At 54.0% G+C, this 14,840-nt stretch carries 19 protein-coding genes; 3 read left to right on the top strand and 16 right to left on the bottom strand.

Annotation, left to right across the window (positions count from 1 at the left end; genetic code table 11):
• Window positions 1–5 precede the first annotated feature (5 nt).
• Window positions 6–542, bottom strand: coding sequence for a cysteine hydrolase family protein (locus ACTQ4R_RS10395; protein ID WP_441628407.1), 537 nt, complete (start codon window positions 540–542; stop codon window positions 6–8).
• Between the two features lie 195 nt (window positions 543–737).
• Here ACTQ4R_RS10395 and ACTQ4R_RS10390 point away from each other — a divergent pair, with 195 nt between their 5' ends.
• From ACTQ4R_RS10390 to ACTQ4R_RS10380, 3 genes are all read left to right on the top strand, one after another.
• Complete coding sequence (locus ACTQ4R_RS10390; protein WP_441628405.1) at window positions 738–2,099, top strand: sodium-dependent transporter; 1,362 nt, start codon at window positions 738–740, stop codon at window positions 2,097–2,099.
• A 13-nt stretch (window positions 2,100–2,112) separates the two neighbouring features.
• Complete coding sequence (locus ACTQ4R_RS10385; protein WP_441628403.1) at window positions 2,113–2,727, top strand: helix-turn-helix domain-containing protein; 615 nt, start codon at window positions 2,113–2,115, stop codon at window positions 2,725–2,727.
• Window positions 2,728–2,949: 222 nt separating this feature from the next.
• Complete coding sequence (locus tag ACTQ4R_RS10380; protein WP_441628401.1) at window positions 2,950–3,543, top strand: phosphatase PAP2 family protein; 594 nt, start codon at window positions 2,950–2,952, stop codon at window positions 3,541–3,543.
• A 2-nt stretch (window positions 3,544–3,545) separates the two neighbouring features.
• Here the strand turns inward: ACTQ4R_RS10380 and ACTQ4R_RS10375 are convergent, their stop codons facing one another.
• The 15 genes from ACTQ4R_RS10375 to ACTQ4R_RS10305 form a co-directional block, all read right to left on the bottom strand.
• Entirely contained in the window at window positions 3,546–4,208 is a 663-nt protein-coding gene (locus tag ACTQ4R_RS10375) for a CatA-like O-acetyltransferase (RefSeq protein ID WP_441628399.1), read from the bottom strand.
• The gene (locus ACTQ4R_RS10370; protein WP_441628397.1) at window positions 4,205–4,792 is read right to left on the bottom strand and encodes a helix-turn-helix domain-containing protein; all 588 of its coding nucleotides are present in this window, start codon (window positions 4,790–4,792) and stop codon (window positions 4,205–4,207) included. The genes ACTQ4R_RS10375 and ACTQ4R_RS10370 overlap by 4 nt, the downstream gene beginning before the upstream one ends.
• Window positions 4,793–4,893: 101 nt before the next feature.
• Complete coding sequence (gene ade / locus ACTQ4R_RS10365) at window positions 4,894–6,618, bottom strand: adenine deaminase (protein ID WP_441628395.1); 1,725 nt, start codon at window positions 6,616–6,618, stop codon at window positions 4,894–4,896.
• A 172-nt stretch (window positions 6,619–6,790) separates the two neighbouring features.
• Complete coding sequence (locus tag ACTQ4R_RS10360) at window positions 6,791–7,249, bottom strand: low molecular weight protein-tyrosine-phosphatase (RefSeq protein WP_441628393.1); 459 nt, start codon at window positions 7,247–7,249, stop codon at window positions 6,791–6,793.
• Window positions 7,250–7,434: 185 nt separating this feature from the next.
• Window positions 7,435–8,634 (bottom strand): site-specific integrase, encoded by a 1,200-nt coding sequence (locus ACTQ4R_RS10355; RefSeq protein WP_022030121.1) that lies wholly within the window; start codon window positions 8,632–8,634, stop codon window positions 7,435–7,437.
• Window positions 8,635–8,749: 115 nt separating this feature from the next.
• The gene (locus ACTQ4R_RS10350) at window positions 8,750–8,956 is read right to left on the bottom strand and encodes an excisionase (protein ID WP_022030122.1); all 207 of its coding nucleotides are present in this window, start codon (window positions 8,954–8,956) and stop codon (window positions 8,750–8,752) included.
• Between the two features lie 80 nt (window positions 8,957–9,036).
• Window positions 9,037–10,014 (bottom strand): serine/arginine repetitive matrix protein 2, encoded by a 978-nt coding sequence (locus ACTQ4R_RS10345; protein ID WP_441628390.1) that lies wholly within the window; start codon window positions 10,012–10,014, stop codon window positions 9,037–9,039.
• The gene (locus ACTQ4R_RS10340) at window positions 9,950–10,249 is read right to left on the bottom strand and encodes a hypothetical protein (protein ID WP_441628388.1); all 300 of its coding nucleotides are present in this window, start codon (window positions 10,247–10,249) and stop codon (window positions 9,950–9,952) included. Before ACTQ4R_RS10340 ends, ACTQ4R_RS10345 begins: the two co-directional genes overlap by 65 nt.
• Window positions 10,250–10,280: 31 nt before the next feature.
• Complete coding sequence (locus ACTQ4R_RS10335; protein ID WP_083424723.1) at window positions 10,281–10,826, bottom strand: AAA family ATPase; 546 nt, start codon at window positions 10,824–10,826, stop codon at window positions 10,281–10,283.
• A gap of 38 nt (window positions 10,827–10,864) precedes the next feature.
• Window positions 10,865–11,227 carry a nuclear transport factor 2 family protein gene (locus ACTQ4R_RS10330; RefSeq protein WP_022030129.1) on the bottom strand — a complete coding sequence of 121 codons (363 nt, stop codon included), beginning with the start codon at window positions 11,225–11,227 and terminating at the stop codon, window positions 10,865–10,867.
• Between the two features lie 58 nt (window positions 11,228–11,285).
• Window positions 11,286–12,071, bottom strand: coding sequence for an ABC transporter permease subunit (locus tag ACTQ4R_RS10325; RefSeq protein ID WP_022030130.1), 786 nt, complete (start codon window positions 12,069–12,071; stop codon window positions 11,286–11,288).
• A 12-nt stretch (window positions 12,072–12,083) separates the two neighbouring features.
• Window positions 12,084–12,878 (bottom strand): ABC transporter permease subunit, encoded by a 795-nt coding sequence (locus ACTQ4R_RS10320; RefSeq protein ID WP_022030131.1) that lies wholly within the window; start codon window positions 12,876–12,878, stop codon window positions 12,084–12,086.
• A 13-nt stretch (window positions 12,879–12,891) separates the two neighbouring features.
• Complete coding sequence (locus ACTQ4R_RS10315) at window positions 12,892–13,779, bottom strand: ABC transporter ATP-binding protein (RefSeq protein WP_022030132.1); 888 nt, start codon at window positions 13,777–13,779, stop codon at window positions 12,892–12,894.
• The gene (locus ACTQ4R_RS10310) at window positions 13,776–14,393 is read right to left on the bottom strand and encodes a TetR/AcrR family transcriptional regulator (protein ID WP_022030133.1); all 618 of its coding nucleotides are present in this window, start codon (window positions 14,391–14,393) and stop codon (window positions 13,776–13,778) included. The genes ACTQ4R_RS10315 and ACTQ4R_RS10310 overlap by 4 nt, the downstream gene beginning before the upstream one ends.
• A gap of 171 nt (window positions 14,394–14,564) precedes the next feature.
• Entirely contained in the window at window positions 14,565–14,810 is a 246-nt protein-coding gene (locus ACTQ4R_RS10305; protein ID WP_022030134.1) for a DUF6061 family protein, read from the bottom strand.
• Between the last annotated feature and the right edge of the window lie 30 nt (window positions 14,811–14,840).

Below are 14,840 nucleotides of genomic sequence, written 5' to 3'. Positions count from 1 at the left end.
TATGTTCAGACTTCGTTTTCCACGGTGATCTGGCAGGCCTTCATGGCTGCCAGGGCGTTTTTGTGGCTCTCCGGAGTGACGCCGGCGCAGCAGGAGGCGTCCACCGCGATCTCCGCCTCCGGCAAAAAGGCTTTCAGCAGCAGGGCGTTGGAGATGACGCAGATGTCCGTGCAAAGGCCGATGAGGGTGATCTTCTCCACGGGAGTGCCCTGGTTGATGGCGGAGAGCATCTGGGCCAGGGCGGTGCTGCCGAAGGTGGGCTTGTCCACCGGGGCGAAGCCCACCATGTACTGCCGCAGCTGGGGGACGATCTCCCAGCCCTCTGTGCCCCGGATGCAGTGGGGCACCGGCAGGGCGCGGCCCTCCCGGGTTTCCAGATAGTTTTCCTCGTGGGTGTCCCGGGTGAAGAGAATGGTCTCGCCCAGGTCCGCGCCGGCCGCCACACGCTCCGCCACACGGGGCACGATGTCCACGGCCTCCCGGGTGCCCAGGGCGCCGCTGACGAAGTCGTTCTGCATGTCCACAACGATCAAAATATCCATATTTCAAACCTCCAAATATTGCTTTAAAGAGCTAAAATGCTGGTTTTTCCCAAAGTTTCTTAGGCAAATTGATTGACTTTCCTACGGCAGTCCGATACTATATAAAATATCTGCGGCAAGGCGGCGGACCGGAGGGGAAACTGGCTTGCTGCTGCCGCTGCAGCGATGAGAAAGAAAGAGGAGAAAACGCTGTTTATGAAACGTGAAAATTTCCAATCCCGGCTGGGATTCCTGCTGGTGAGCGCGGGCTGCGCCATCGGCATCGGCAACGTGTGGAAATTTCCCTATGTCACCGGCGCCAACGGCGGCGGTGTGTTCGTGCTGTTCTACCTGCTGTTCCTCGTCTGCATGGGCGTTCCCGTGCTGACCATGGAGCTGGCGGTGGGCCGCGCCAGCCGCAAAAGCGCGGTGCTGGGCTACCGGGAGCTGGAGCCTGCCGGCAGCAAGTGGCACCTGCACGGCTGGTTCTGCGTGGCGGGCTGCTACCTGCTGATGATGTATTATACCACAGTTTCCGGCTGGATGCTGGGTTATTTCTTTAAATTTGCCGGCGGCACGTTTTCCGGTCTCCAGGGCGGAGACATTGACGCTGTGTTCGGCGCCATGCTGGGCAGCCCCGGCGAGATGACCGCCTGGATGGTGCTGACGGTGCTGGCGGGCTTCGCGGTGGTGAGCTTCGGCCTGCAGAAGGGATTGGAGCGCATCACAAAGGTGATGATGCTGGGCCTGCTGGGGCTCATTCTGGTGCTGGCTGTCCACAGCCTGACGCTGGAGGGAGCCGCCGAGGGCGTGAGGTTCTACCTGCTGCCGGACTTTGGCCGGGCCGTGGAGGCGGGCCTGGGCAGCGTGGTCGTGGCCGCCATGAACCAGGCCTTCTTTACTCTGAGCCTGGGCATTGCCGCTATGGAGATCTTCGGCAGCTACATGAGCACGGAGCACACCCTCACCGGCGAGGCCGTCCGCATCTGCGGTCTGGACACCTTCGTGGCCCTCATGTCCGGCCTTATCATTTTCCCCGCCTGCTTCAGCTTTGGCGTGCAGCCGGACCAGGGGCCTGCCCTCATTTTTATGACGCTGCCCAAGGTGTTTGTAAATATGGCCGGCGGCCGCCTGTGGGGCACGCTGTTCTTCCTGTTTATGACCTTCGCCAGCTTTTCCACGGTCATCGCCGTGTTTGAAAATCTCCTGGCCTCCTGCATCGACAATTTCGGCTGGAGCCGGAAGAAGGCGGTCCTGTTCAACTGTGTGTTTATCCTGCTGGCCAGCCTGCCCTGTGTTCTGGGCTACAATGTCTGGAGCGGCTTCCACCCCTTGCCGGGCAAGGATGTGCTGGACACGGAGGACTTTATTGTCAGCAACCTGCTGCTGCCCATCGGCTCTCTGGTGTACCTGCTGTTCTGCGTGAGCAAGTGGGGCTGGGGCTTTGACAAATACCTGGCGGAGGCCAACACCGGCACGGGCGTGAAGATGTCCCCCCGGCTGAAGCCCTACTTCCAGTTCGTGCTGCCGGTGCTGATCCTGGTGATCCTGGTGGTGGGGCTGCTGCCCAAGGGCTGAGCAGGCGGAAATTATGGAATTTGGCGAGAAACTGCAGCTGCTGAGAAAGCGGCATGGCCTCACCCAGGAGCAGCTTGCAGCGAAGCTGTATGTGTCCAGAACGGCTGTTTCAAAGTGGGAGAGCGGAAAGGGCTACCCCGGTATTGATTCTCTGAAGGCCATCTCGGGGGTATTCTCTGTTTCCATCGACGACCTGCTGTCGGGGGAGGAGCTGCTCACCCTGGCCCAGAGGGAGAGCAGCGCAAAATTGAAACGCTTTTCCCTCGGAGCCGGCGGCGTTCTGGATCTTATGGCGGCTGCGCTCATTTTCTTGCCGTTGTACGGGGAGGCTGCGGATGGATACATTTATTCTGTCAGTCTGCCGCGTTATACCTCCACGACTCCGTTTAACCTGGCAGTCTTTTGGGTCATGGCTGTGGTCATGACGGCCCTTGGCGCGGTAAGGCTGGGATTGGTCCGTTTTGAGAAGGAACGGTGTGCTTCCGCCGCGGCAAAGGCTTCCATGGCGTTGAGCGTTATATGCATCTGCTTTTTCATCGCGGCGAGGGAGCCGTACGCTGCGACATTTTTGTTCCTGCTGTTTGTGGGAAAGGTTTTTCTGCTGGTAAAAGAGGGAAAAACGAACTAGCAGTGCCTCACGTACGCAAAAAGAACTCTGACACGAAACGTGTCAGAGCTCTTTTCCTGTTGTGACGACAGGTTTCTCGCCTTTTGCCTCCCACGGGGAGAAGATGAACGCGCAGGCTGCGAAATACGAATCATGAGGAGAAAAACCATGAAAAACAAACACAGAAAAAATTTCACCATTACAGGATTGCTGTTTCTGTCATTTTTGCTGTTCACGTGTATCGTGAAAACCGTTGACGTAAAAGCCATCGGACCGAAAGGGTCCTCTGTTGGATTGGCGGCCCTCAACCAATTCGTCTTTCAGCGCCTGGGAGTCCACCTGGGATGGTACGCGGTGACGGACTGGCTGGGTGTGGCCGCCCTGCTGACCGCGTGCGGCTTCGCGCTTGTGGGCCTTACGCAGCTGCTGCGGCGGAAAAGCCTTCTCAAGGTGGATGGCGGCATCCTGCTGCTGGGGGCGTTTTATGTGGCTGCCGCCGCTGTTTACGTGCTTTTCGAGTGTGTGGTGGTCAATTACCGGCCCATCATCCTGCATACCGAGCTGGAGGCATCCTATCCCTCCTCCCACACGATGCTCGTCATCTGCGTCATGAGCACGGCCGTCATGCAGTTCCGCCGCCTGCTTCCGGAAAAGAAGGGGCTGCGTATGTTTCTGGACGGTGCCGCTGTTTTGCTGATCGTGGTGACGGTGGTGGGAAGACTGCTCTCCGGTGTGCACTGGTTCACGGACATCCTGGCGGGCGTTTTGCTTTCTTCAGCTCTGGTGATGCTGTATTACTCCACCCTCACATGGCTGGAGGAAAAAGCCCGCGGATAAGCCTATTTGTCCATCCACGCTTCCGGCGCGGCGAAGGCGGAGGTCAACTCTTCCAAAAAGCCCTTTAGGTGCCAGCCGTCCGCGGCGGCGTGGTGGGCGGTGATGGACAGGGGCATCCACACCTGTCCATCCCGTTCCTGGAAGGCGCCCGCCTCGAAGCTGGGGAAAAAGTACCCCTTGGGCCGCTGGGTTTGAAGAGCGAAGCTGTCAAAGGTGAACCAGGGAATGCAGGAGATGACGTAGCTGTTTTCCGGCGGCGGGCCCTTCTCTGTAAGCAGGTCACCCCTGGCGGGATAGCGGGCGCAGTCCCCCAGATAGGCCTCGTGAAAGGCCCGGAAGGAATCACGGTGCTCCGTCCAGAGCAGGGCGGTGGAGCCGTCCTCCCGGCAGAGCCTTGGGTAGGCGGGCGCCAGCTGGTTCCAGTGGCCCGGAACACTGTCCCGCTCCGCCAGCCGCAGGGCGCTCTGGTGGGAAATGGCCTCTGTCACCAGCCACAAATACGCCGGGAAAAACCGCAGTCCCGCGTCCTTGAGGGCCCGGCGGGCATTGGTCACCTCCACCCGGCAGGTAATGGAATAGGCGGTGGGGGCCGCCTCGGTATAGTACCAGAAGGCCTGCCGCCGGGGCCAGGAGGCCCGGTCCACAGGTGTGAACACGGCGCTCACAGAGGCACCTCGTACAGTCCGTCCCGGCTGCAGCAAAGGTACAGCTTGCCGCCGCCGCGCAGGTTGGGGATGCGGAACTCGCTGCCCTGCTCCGGGTACAGACGCACCAGCAGCATCCGGTCAATTCCCAGCCACAGGGCGAACCGGATGAAGTGGCCCTTCTCCATGGGGTGGGAGAAGGTGACGTACAGGTCCTCCTCCACCGGCTGGACAGACGCAGCGTGGGCCTCGTCGGCGGGACGGGGTGTCAAGGGCTCCAGCTTTCGGCCGCAGCAATGGAATTCGCCCTCCGCGGCGGCGGTGACGATGTTGCCGCAGTCCGGGCACAGATAGATTTTTAGCTTTTTCAAATTGCCGACCTCCAAATCGTTGGGGGCCAGGTCGCCTGCCAGCAGGCGTTCCGCGCTGACCCCGAATATTCCGGCCAGCGGCGGCAGCAGGCTGACGTCCGGGCAGCCCAAGCCCCGCTCCCATTTGCTGACGGCCTGGGCGCTGACATGCAGCGCCTCCGCAACCTGACGCTGGGTCAGACCCCGCTCTCTCCGCAGGCGGGAGATCAGTCTGCCGGTTTCTTGTGGATTCATACCGCTCACCTCATCTGCAGGATACCAAAGCCGCGGGAAAAAGGCAAACAACGCTCCGTTGACAAACCGCCGCCCCGGCGTTCGCCGGGGCGGCGGAGGGCTTACACGTACGTCTGCTGGGACACATCGAACACGCCCCGGGTGGTGATGCGCAGGGTGGGGATCACCGGAAGGGCCATGAAGCTGAGGGTCATAAATGGGTCGATGCCCCGGGAGACGCCCAGGGCGAAGGCCTTCTCCTTGGCATCTTCCAGCTTTTCGTTCACCTCTACCAGCGGCTCGTCGCTCATGATGCCGGCGATGGCCAAAGGCACCTCCGCGATGGGCGCGCCTCCGTCCCACACCACGATGCCGCCGCCCAGCTCCGCCACCCGGTTGGCGGCGGCAGCCATATCGGCCTCGCTGGTGCCCACCACGATGATGTTGTGGGAATCGTGGGAGATGGAGGTGGCCACGGCGCCGGACTTCAAGCCGTAGCCCTGGAGGAAGCCGATGCCGATGTGGTGGGTGTTTTTGTGGCGCTCCACCACAGCGATCTTCAGCACGTCGTATTCCACATCGATGCGGTCGGAGTAGCCGGCGTCCTCGGTGGTGATCTCGCCGTTGACCATGGCGATGATGCCCCGGGGACGGCGCTCGGTAAAGTCGCCGGCGGTGAGGGTGCCCACATGGAAGGTGCTGTGGGCCCGCTCTACCAGGTAGGGCTCGATGGCGGGAGCGGGGAAGTCCCGCACCACGCCGTTTTCCACCATCAGTTCGCCCTTTTTAAAGACTTTTTCAATGTGGAAATTCTGGAAATTGTCGATGATGACGAAGTCCCCCAGATAGCCCGGCGCGATGGCGCCCCGGTTATTCAGCAGGAAATACCGGGCGGCGTTGTGGCAGGCCACCTTCACGGCGATGATGGGGTCCGCTCCCAGGGAGATGGCCTTTTTCACGATATAGTCGATGTGGCCCTTTTCCAGCAGGTCGTTGGGGTGCTTGTCATCCGTGCAGAACATGCACCGCTCGGCGTACTTGCCGCACAGCAGGGGCATTAGGGCCTCCAGGTTCCGGGCGGCGGTGCCCTCCCGGATCATGATGAACTGGCCCCGCTCCAGCTTGGCGATGGCGTCCTTTAGGTCATGGCACTCGTGGTCGGAGTACACGCCGGCGGCGATGTAGGCGTTGAGGTCGTTGCCCTGCAGGTCCGGGGCATGGCCGTCGATTTTCTTGTGGTGGGCCTGGGCCGCTACGATCTTCTCCACACATTGGTCGTCCCCGGCGATGGTGCCCACGAAGTTCATCATCTCCGCCAGTCCCTGGACCCTGGGGTGGTCGTAAAAGCTGTCCAGGCTGCGGTAGTCCAGCACGGCGCCGGATTCATCCAGAGGCGTGGCCGGCACGCAGGAGGGCAGCATGAACCGCACGTCCACCGGCAGGTCTTCCGTGGCCTGCAGCATGTACTCGATGCCGTCGGTGCCCATGACATTGGCGATCTCGTGGGGGTCCGTGATGACGGTGGTGGTGCCGTGGGGCAGCACCGCCTTCACAAATTCCTTGGGGGAGACCAGGGAGCTTTCCAGGTGGATGTGGGCGTCCAGAAAGCCCGGCAGCACGATCCTTCCGGAGCAGTCCACTTCCTCAGTGCCGGTGTAGCTTCCCATGCCCACGATGAGCCCCTCCGCCACGGCGATGTCCGCCGTGCACAGCTCATTGGAAAATACGTTCACGTAGGTGGCGTTTTTCAAAACCAGGTCCGCCGGTTCCCGTCCGGCAGCAGCGTTGATGATGCGCTGCTTTTTCAGCAGCTTGCGGTTGATCTTGCCGGCGTAGCTTTCAGACATCGAACCACTCCTCCTGTGCAGTATTGTTTTTACTTATATTTAGCATAAATTGAAATAATACTGGTTAGAGCAAGTATACGATAAAAGCATGCAATTGTCCACAGAAAAAGCGGGGAAATTTTGCGCCCGCCGCTGTAAGGACGAAATAAAAAAGCATGAGCACTTTTGGCGCTCATGCTTTTTTTATTAAAGCGGCCAGAAGGCCCTGGCATCCCGCCAGGACGTCCCGCCAGGTGGCCTCAAAATCTCCGGTGTACCAGGGGTCCGCCACATCGCCGGGCCGGCCGGTCCAGTCCAGCAGCAAAGAGAGCTTTCCCTCCGGGTCGCCGCCGCAGATGCGGCGCATGTTCCGCAGATTGGCGCCGTCCATGCCGATGAGCAGGTCAAAGCGGTCATAGTCCTCCCGCCGCAGCTGGCGGGCGGTCTTTCCGGCGCAGCCGATACCGTGCTCCGCCAGCTTTCTGCGGGCGGGTGGGTAGACGGGATTGCCGATCTCCTCCGTGCTGGTGGCGGCGGAGGCAATGAAAAATTCCGTATCTGCTCCGGCCTTACGGACCAGGTCCTTCATGACGAACTCCGCCATAGGACTGCGGCAGATATTCCCATGGCATATAAATAGTACTTTTATCATCTTTTTATAACTCCATATAAGTCTTGTATTTCTTCTCAAATGCTTGGTATCACAGGGTTTTTCGGGTTTTGATACCCCTGCTGTTTCCGGGGTATCTTCTCAAATCGTCCCGTATCTTCTCATGTTTTTCCCTGCAATATTGGTAAATTCATTGGTATAGTCAGCGGCTTTACCAACGGGCTTTTTCAGCCATTCGCTACCCGAAGCACCTCGGCTTTGGCATCATCGAAGTTTACATGGGCGTAGACATTCAGGGTTACGCTGATGTCTGAGTGACCCATGATATACTGCAATGTCTTCGGGTTCATTCCGGATTTTGCCATGTTGGAGCAAAATGTGTGTCGGCATACATGAGGGGTTACTTTCGGCATCTGGATGCGGTAAATCTTGTTGTACTTTTCAACGATGTGTTCCAAATACTTCTCCCAGTGCAGGGCTACCTTTGGCATATCGTTTTTATCCAGACACAGGAAGCGGATATACCCATCCACCATTGGCTCGACCTTCGGTGCTTCACGACTGGCAATGATTCTGCGGAAACAGGCTGCAACTTCTTCGGTCATCGGCACATAGCGGGTACCGCTCTCTGTCTTAGGCTCCTCAATCACATATTTCATCTGGGAGGTGCGCTGCAACTGATGGTCTACCTTGATACGCATTTCATCAAACTCAATCTCAGAAACCGTCAGTCCGCAGAACTCGGAAATACGAAGCCCGGTATGAAAAAGAATATAGATTGCATCGTAGTATCTGCTGAAATGTGCATCTTCCTTGATGAATTTCAGCAGCTCCCGCTCCTGCTTCCGGGTGATGGCTTCTCTGGTTACGGAATCGTTGACAATCACCGATGCCAGCTCAAATCCAAAGGGATTTTTGCGAATCAGGTCATCGTCCACCGCCATCTGAAAAGCCGGTCTGAGAACGCCCCGGATGGAATGAATGGAGCTGTAGCCCCTGCCGTCCACCTGCTGAAGCTTGATGAGCCACGCCTTTGCATCCGATAAATGCACCTTGTCAATGCGCTGTTTCCCGAATGCTTCTTTTTTCAGAACATTGATTACCGTCTTGTACCCGGCAACGGTATTGTGCCGGACACCCGTTTTCAGGGACACATACTTCTCCACCAGTTCCAGCACCGTGTAATTGCCTCCGTTGGTTACGATGTGGTCAAACAAATCCGCTTCAATCTGCTTTTCTTTCTCTCGCAGCGAAAGCTCCCGTTTCTTGCCTTTGGGCATGGGGTCGTTTTTGTCCAAACGCCAACTGTACACATTTTTCTCTTTTCCGTCCTCGTCAATGTAACGGAACCGATACCTCCCGTCTGCACGCTGGTACTCGCCTTCATGCAAAATCCGATTGCGGTTATCTCGTCTTTTTTCACTCATTGAAATCTCTCCTTTACTGTAAAAGGAGAGCCAGACTTGCACCGTTATAATAGCACAAGTTTGGCTCTCCGTATAGGTCTATCATAGGAAATCGGCAATTCTGCCAAGCACTTTTTTATACTGCCGTTGCCTGATCCAGATACCGCTCGAATTTCTCACGCTTAATGAGGGCACGGTTTCCGTTCATCACATAGAAATCCTCGTTGGGATGCCCGTCAATGAGCATCCGCAGCTTTCCTTCTCCGATGTGGTAATATCCGGCAGCTTCTTCAATGGTCAGCGTATATCTGCGCCAAACAGGAATCTCCATATTTTTCGTCATAGGCATTTATCCTCCATAAATGAAATGTGCCAGGCAGAGAACGGTCAGCAACGAAGTCCGGCAACGGACTTCAAAAGACCTCAAATACATTCTCCATCTGGCTTGTGTGTTTCCACCCTGACGGTATCGGTCACAACCTCCACCGCCTTATCATAGGCAATCTCGGAAACATCATCAATCAGAGCTTCCACATCATCCAGCTTCAAGGTCAGCTCGTCCAGCTTTTCTTCCTTTTCCTGAATGACGGCTTCCTGCTCCTGAATCGTCTGAGACTGAGCCACCAGCTGCTCCTTCTGCTTGGCAAGAATGAAGTCCTGCTTTTCCAGATACTTGCGACCGCCGTACTCCGGCTCCTCCTCCAGCTGCAATCCGTGCTTCCTGCAAATATCGAACAGCAAAGCCCGGCAGGCGGCATCATAGACCATTTTTCTATTGTTGTGGCGACCCAGCTTCTTGTCCGGCTCCGGCAGTTCAAAGCCAAGGGCTTCCAAAGCTTTCTCCTGCTGGGGACAAAGCTCCCCGTACTGATTTTCACAGTCAAAGACATGACGTTCATGGATGTGAGGCGTGCTTTCATCAATGTGCAATGCCCAGTCCAAAATGTGGACATGGGAGCCGAAGCGTCTTTCCAGCTCCGCAAAAAATTCCGTAGCCACCAGAAAGAGGGTTTCCGCAGAAGCGTGTTCCTCCATCTTTCCGATTTGGAGCAAACTTTCCTCCGGGCAGGTCTTTTTATTTTTCAGGATTTCATCTGTAGTGCGGTTGCGCTCCGTGTGTCGGTTCTTTTCATTACGGGCATTCTGTCCGTCCGTGTAATCAGAATAATGGGTGTGATAATAAATCTGCTCGACTTCTTCAAAAGTAGAAGCCAGCTCAATCTCGTCACTGTTCTTTTCTGCCAGCTGCCGATAACCGTTGTAGCAGTCCCAGTAGATGTTGTGTTCGGCTCGCTGCTCGTCAATGTGCTCGCTGTTGCTCACATCAAAATTACGGTCATTGTGCTTGGGATTGTAAACGCCATTCTTTCCGGCACGACCGTTGTGTTTTGTCAGTTTCAAATTTGGTTCCTCCGTTTTTTAAAGATTTTCCCCGCAGGGGGAGGGGCAGCGAAGCTGCTTCCTTGCTGCATTTCTGCGCCAAGTAATACCCAGTACTAAGCGGCGCAACGCCACTTAACTGGGCAAGGCTGCCGCCCTTGACCTGCACAGGGGTATTGCATTTTAAAGAGTTTCCCAAGTCATAAGAATAAAGCCCGGAAATAAAAAAGCCGCTGCCGCATGGTTTTAATTCCATGTAGCAGCGGTTTTTCGCTGGTGGTATTCCGTTACAATAACAACGCTGTTTTATTTGAAATTTTCTCGTTTATTGCGGAAACTGTATCCTGAATCGAATCATTTGTTGTGTCTATAGCATTCCGCTCATATACTCCAAGATGATGGAATTGCTCCCACATCACTTCTACCAATTCAGTATTTGTTTCGCTATCCAATTTCAAACGTCCAGTCGCCCGGTTCAGGGTTTCCTCCTTGCTTGCTCTCAAAATGATATAATGTACTTCATAGCCTTCGTGAACGATATTTAACCAAGGCTGCAAAAACCACGGGCCGATAATTCCATCCACGATTACATCATATCCACCACGGGCATAACGCTTTGCGGCTTCTAAAAAGGCCTCGATCACAATCAGGTTTTGCTCATTGGATTCCGGCAAATGCGGCAATATTGCCCCTTTGCTCAGGTAATGGTAAAAATCATCGGTATGCATATGCACTGATTTTTCCATACAGGATTCCTTCGCAACAATAGCTGATACTGTCGATTTTCCAGTTCCCGGAGGGCCTGTAATTACGATAATTCTTCCTCGCTCCATTTTACTGATCCCTTCAACTTCGTGCTTTGTTCACTTTTTCACAACGATTCAATAGGTAAATTATGCTGCTTCAAAAAGGACAGCTTATCCCAATATCCTCTCTGGAACAGAATTTTACCATTTACAACATGGAAGAAGCCGCATCCCCGCAGTCCCAGAGGATCCTTCCATTCTAAAATCGCCCACTGTCCATCTTCAAAGATGTTCTCTACAATGGCAGTCATATCGGCAGTGGCAAATTCTGTTGTAAACATTTCTCGGATTGCATCTATCCCAATCACGGGATCATTTGTCACTTGATGGTTGGTTGCGTTATCATGGTACAAGCTCACGATTGCTTCTACATCGTGATTATTGAACGCATCTACCCATTTACATACTACTTCTTTTGGTCGTAACATAAATATTTCCTCCATATATCGTTAGCTGCCTTTTTCAAGATACACGATTCATGTAAAATCACAATTCCCGCCGTTTCCATTGTTTCAGGGCAGCTGCGACACAAATGCCTGCCACAACGATTGTTAAGAAGATATAGGGAAGGTGGAAACCGTGCAGTGCTACCTCGTACACATCAAAATAACGCAATGGGGTCAGAAAGTCCAGAAAATGATTACCTGTGTACTCGGCAGTAAAGGCCAACGCATAGGCAGCCAGCATGGAAATTGTTCCTGTCCGCACCGCAGCCCTATAGGACAGGAGCACGCTGGCAAACAGCAGCCCCAGGGCAAAAAAGAGGATCTGGGTAAAGAACATTCCCATCGTTGTGGAAAGCACCGCTCCCGGCTGATCCAGACCACCCAAAGGAAGAACAATTGTGAAATAATTGCACACGCCACTGAACAGGGCGAACACCAGCAGGTTCACTGCCGAGACGATCACCTTCGCCAGAACAATGGTTTTCCGCTTCACAGGCTTTGTGAACAGGTATTCCGATGTTCCGAATTTCTTTTCCTTTGCCACACAGGACAGTCCCAAAGACATGGCATAGGGAAACGCCAGCAGTCCCTCCCAGAAATAGATGCACACATACCAGCCGGTGGATGTCGTCAAGTCGCCTTTGACTCCGAACATAATCATGATCAGTCTCGGAAATTGGCTGACCATCGCGGCCATTTCATCCAGACTGTCCTGTAGGGACAGAAGCTCAAAATAGCAGAAACCGCACAGAAGCAGCATGATTCCCAGCCAGATCAGCAAAAGTCTTCTGGTTTGACGAAACTCATTTTTAATCAATATTTTCATGTTCACACCTCCTTAGCTGCGGAACTGAATGTCTTTTTTCAGAAAGACACCGTAAGAAAGCACCAAAAACAAGGCAAACAGCAGCACGCACCACCCAAGATACCGGAGGTCATAGAAGCCGGCTTTGGAGATCTCGGCGGCTCCGAAGAACGAGTAGGGAGACAGAAAACTGATAGCCCGGTTACTGACGATGTTGGAGAAGCTGGTAATGCAATACTCAACGAACACAACCAAACCGGCAGTCAGCAGCGGACTGCGGTTGCGGGAAAACAAAACTCCCACCATCAGACCCATTGCAGCGAAGAACAGCGTAACAAGGGTCAGGGACAGGGCAATCAGGAAAAACTCTCCCCAGGGAGTTCCGGAACGGAATATTGCCATGGCGAAAAGGGAAGCCAGCAGATACGCCGCACCAACGATTGCCACGCCGACAAACACGGTCAATGCCTTTGCCCAATAAATTGCTTTCCGGGGAAAGGGCTTTGTAAACAGATATTCCGAGGTTCCTTCCGTACATTCTCTGGTGTGAATGGAAATGCCGAAGTGCATCCCAAAAATGCCGGAGGCAATCATGAAAAAGCTGGTCAGGAACCCATAAATGCCCAGCGGAGAGGTTAGGTATTCCATCGATACGCCGACACTCCTGTAAAAGTCCGTGGTGCCCATGGTTTCAAAGAGTTCCACGGAGGCAGCATCCAGAAAGCTGTAATAAGTCGGCGTCATCAAAAAAATACACAGTGCCAAGGCGATAGCCCAGCCCAGGATATAGGTTCGATGTCTTTTCAGTTCATATTTCAAAATGACCATGCCTGACACCTCCTTACGCATAGTAGTGCATGAAGATTTCCTCCAAAGAGGGCTCTTCCAAAAGCACATCGTCCAAATGCAGCAGGTGAAGCTTGTCGATGATCGCTGTGATATTGCCGTTATACATAAAGGAAACAGAGGTCTTGTCAGGACTCTCGGTGTAGTTGGCAATGCCGGGCAAGCCCCAGAAGTCACGGGGAATGGTTGTTTTGGCGGTGAGGCTGACCTTTTTATAGCCGCTTTCCCGAAGCTCTTTGATGGACTGAATGCCCACGAGTTTGCCTTCTTTTAAGATTGCCACCCGGTCACACAGCTTCTGTACTTCGCTGAGGACATGGGATGAGAAGAAAATGGTGGTTCCCCGGCTGTTCTCCTCCTTCAGAATATCGTAGAAGGCCTGCTGGATCAGCGGGTCTAAGCCGCTGGTGGGCTCGTCCATAATCAGCAGCTTGGGCGAGGTCATGATGGCAGACACAATCCCCACCTTTTTCTTGTTACCCAGAGACAGGTCTGCGATTTTCCGGGTCAGATCCAGATTAAGGCGCTCAGAAAGCTCATACATTTTCGTTTCGCAGTCCATGCCGTACAGGTCAGCGGTGTATTGCAGCAGGTCCCGCACCTTCATGTTTTCATAATAGCTGTTCTCGCTGGGAAGGTAGCCCACATCTCTGGCAATGACACTGGCCTTGGTCTGACAGTCCAGGCCGAAAATAGAGGCGTTGCCGCCGCTGGGATGGATCAGGCCCATCAGCGTGCGGATGGTGGTGGATTTTCCTGCACCGTTGGGGCCAATGAAGCCGAAAAACTCGCCCTCATTCACCGAGAAACTGAGGTCGTTGATCCCCCGATGGGTTCCATAGTGCTTGGTCAGCTGGTTTAAGACGATTGCTTGCTCACTCATTTTTGATACTCCTCCTTATAAAAATTTTTCCGCAGAATTGCGATGTTCTCCTCAAAATCCTCCATGACAGCCTGAAAATCGAAGGCCGCCGCCCCACGGTACCGGGCCGCATAGCCCTCGGCCATCAGAAGCAGCATTTGAAAGACCGGCTGGGCATCCTCCGGGTTTTTGAACTTCAGCGCATCATCTTCCCGAAGAACCATATCGTTTCTGAATTTGCAGACTTCCTCGGTCAGAATCACCAGCGCATCGGCTACTTCCGGAGAGGTTTCCTCCCAGACGCTGGTAATAAACTGCAAAATAAAGGGCTGGTTTTGGAAGCTCTCCATTTCCATGCGGCTGGATGCCAGGATTCTGTCGAACAAATCTGTTTGGGAATTGAGGGCTTCCTTGTCAAATATTCCCTCTATGATTTTCTTGCAGTATTCCAGTAGGTAAATGTAGAGCTGCTTTTTACTGCCGAAATACTGAAACACAGACGCTTTGGAAATGTGTGCGGCTACCGCAATATCATTGATTGAGGCTTTTTCATAACCAAACTTGCCGAAACACTGGAGCGCCGCATTGAGAATAGCCGTTCTCTTTTCTTCGGTCAGGGCCAAAAATTTGTCCAATTCATTTTCTCCTTTTTACATAATAACCGATTCGGTTATTTAGAGTATAGCACCAATAACCGAATCGGTCAAGCAATAAAAATTATCATTTGAAAACAGATACTCACCTAAAAAGCCGTCTGTACGAGCATTTCTCATGCCCGCACAGACGGCTTGCTTTATCTCTGGTAATCAGTCCAAAGGGTTGTATTCCGTAACGGTTTTCAAGTATGTTTCCGGGTCACCATTGAGAATTAAATTCGCATAGGCTACCGGGTCATTGTATATCAGATAGTCAAGCTCTGACCTCTGGTACATATTGTCTGCGACCTCGTTCTCAACGGCGGTGCAGTCTATAGAAATCATGCTGCCATCAGCGAAGCAAAGCTCCACACAGGCAGTATCGATATTAAATTCACAAGTTAATAAATCGCTCATTTTGATTTTCTCCTCATTCTGGTTCCATAT

This window comes from Dysosmobacter sp. Sow4_B12 (assembly GCF_052116665.1).
GTDB lineage: Bacteria > Bacillota > Clostridia > Oscillospirales > Oscillospiraceae > Oscillibacter.
Note: the sequence above shows the minus strand (reverse complement) of the source record. Positions and strands in the feature narration are given on the sequence as shown.

Bases quoted from the DNA above. Each gene is read 5' to 3' on its own strand.
- ACTQ4R_RS10390 (WP_441628405.1), top strand. From the start codon at position 738: ATGAAACGTGAAAATTTCCAATCCCGGCTGGGATTCCTGCTGGTGAGC.
- ACTQ4R_RS10305 (WP_022030134.1), bottom strand. From the start codon at position 14,810: ATGAGCGATTTATTAACTTGTGAATTTAATATCGATACTGCCTGTGTG.
- ACTQ4R_RS10335 (WP_083424723.1), bottom strand. From the start codon at position 10,826: ATGGAGCGAGGAAGAATTATCGTAATTACAGGCCCTCCGGGAACTGGA.
- ACTQ4R_RS10330 (WP_022030129.1), bottom strand. From the start codon at position 11,227: ATGTTACGACCAAAAGAAGTAGTATGTAAATGGGTAGATGCGTTCAAT.
- ACTQ4R_RS10395 (WP_441628407.1), bottom strand. From the start codon at position 542: ATGGATATTTTGATCGTTGTGGACATGCAGAACGACTTCGTCAGCGGC.
- ACTQ4R_RS10355 (WP_022030121.1), bottom strand. From the start codon at position 8,634: ATGAGTGAAAAAAGACGAGATAACCGCAATCGGATTTTGCATGAAGGC.
- ACTQ4R_RS10315 (WP_022030132.1), bottom strand. From the start codon at position 13,779: ATGAGTGAGCAAGCAATCGTCTTAAACCAGCTGACCAAGCACTATGGA.
- ACTQ4R_RS10325 (WP_022030130.1), bottom strand. From the start codon at position 12,071: ATGAAAATATTGATTAAAAATGAGTTTCGTCAAACCAGAAGACTTTTG.
- ACTQ4R_RS10320 (WP_022030131.1), bottom strand. From the start codon at position 12,878: ATGGTCATTTTGAAATATGAACTGAAAAGACATCGAACCTATATCCTG.
- ACTQ4R_RS10360 (WP_441628393.1), bottom strand. From the start codon at position 7,249: ATGATAAAAGTACTATTTATATGCCATGGGAATATCTGCCGCAGTCCT.
- ACTQ4R_RS10370 (WP_441628397.1), bottom strand. From the start codon at position 4,792: ATGAATCCACAAGAAACCGGCAGACTGATCTCCCGCCTGCGGAGAGAG.
- ACTQ4R_RS10385 (WP_441628403.1), top strand. From the start codon at position 2,113: ATGGAATTTGGCGAGAAACTGCAGCTGCTGAGAAAGCGGCATGGCCTC.
- ade (WP_441628395.1), bottom strand. From the start codon at position 6,618: ATGTCTGAAAGCTACGCCGGCAAGATCAACCGCAAGCTGCTGAAAAAG.
- ACTQ4R_RS10340 (WP_441628388.1), bottom strand. From the start codon at position 10,249: ATGGAATTAAAACCATGCGGCAGCGGCTTTTTTATTTCCGGGCTTTAT.
- ACTQ4R_RS10350 (WP_022030122.1), bottom strand. From the start codon at position 8,956: ATGACGAAAAATATGGAGATTCCTGTTTGGCGCAGATATACGCTGACC.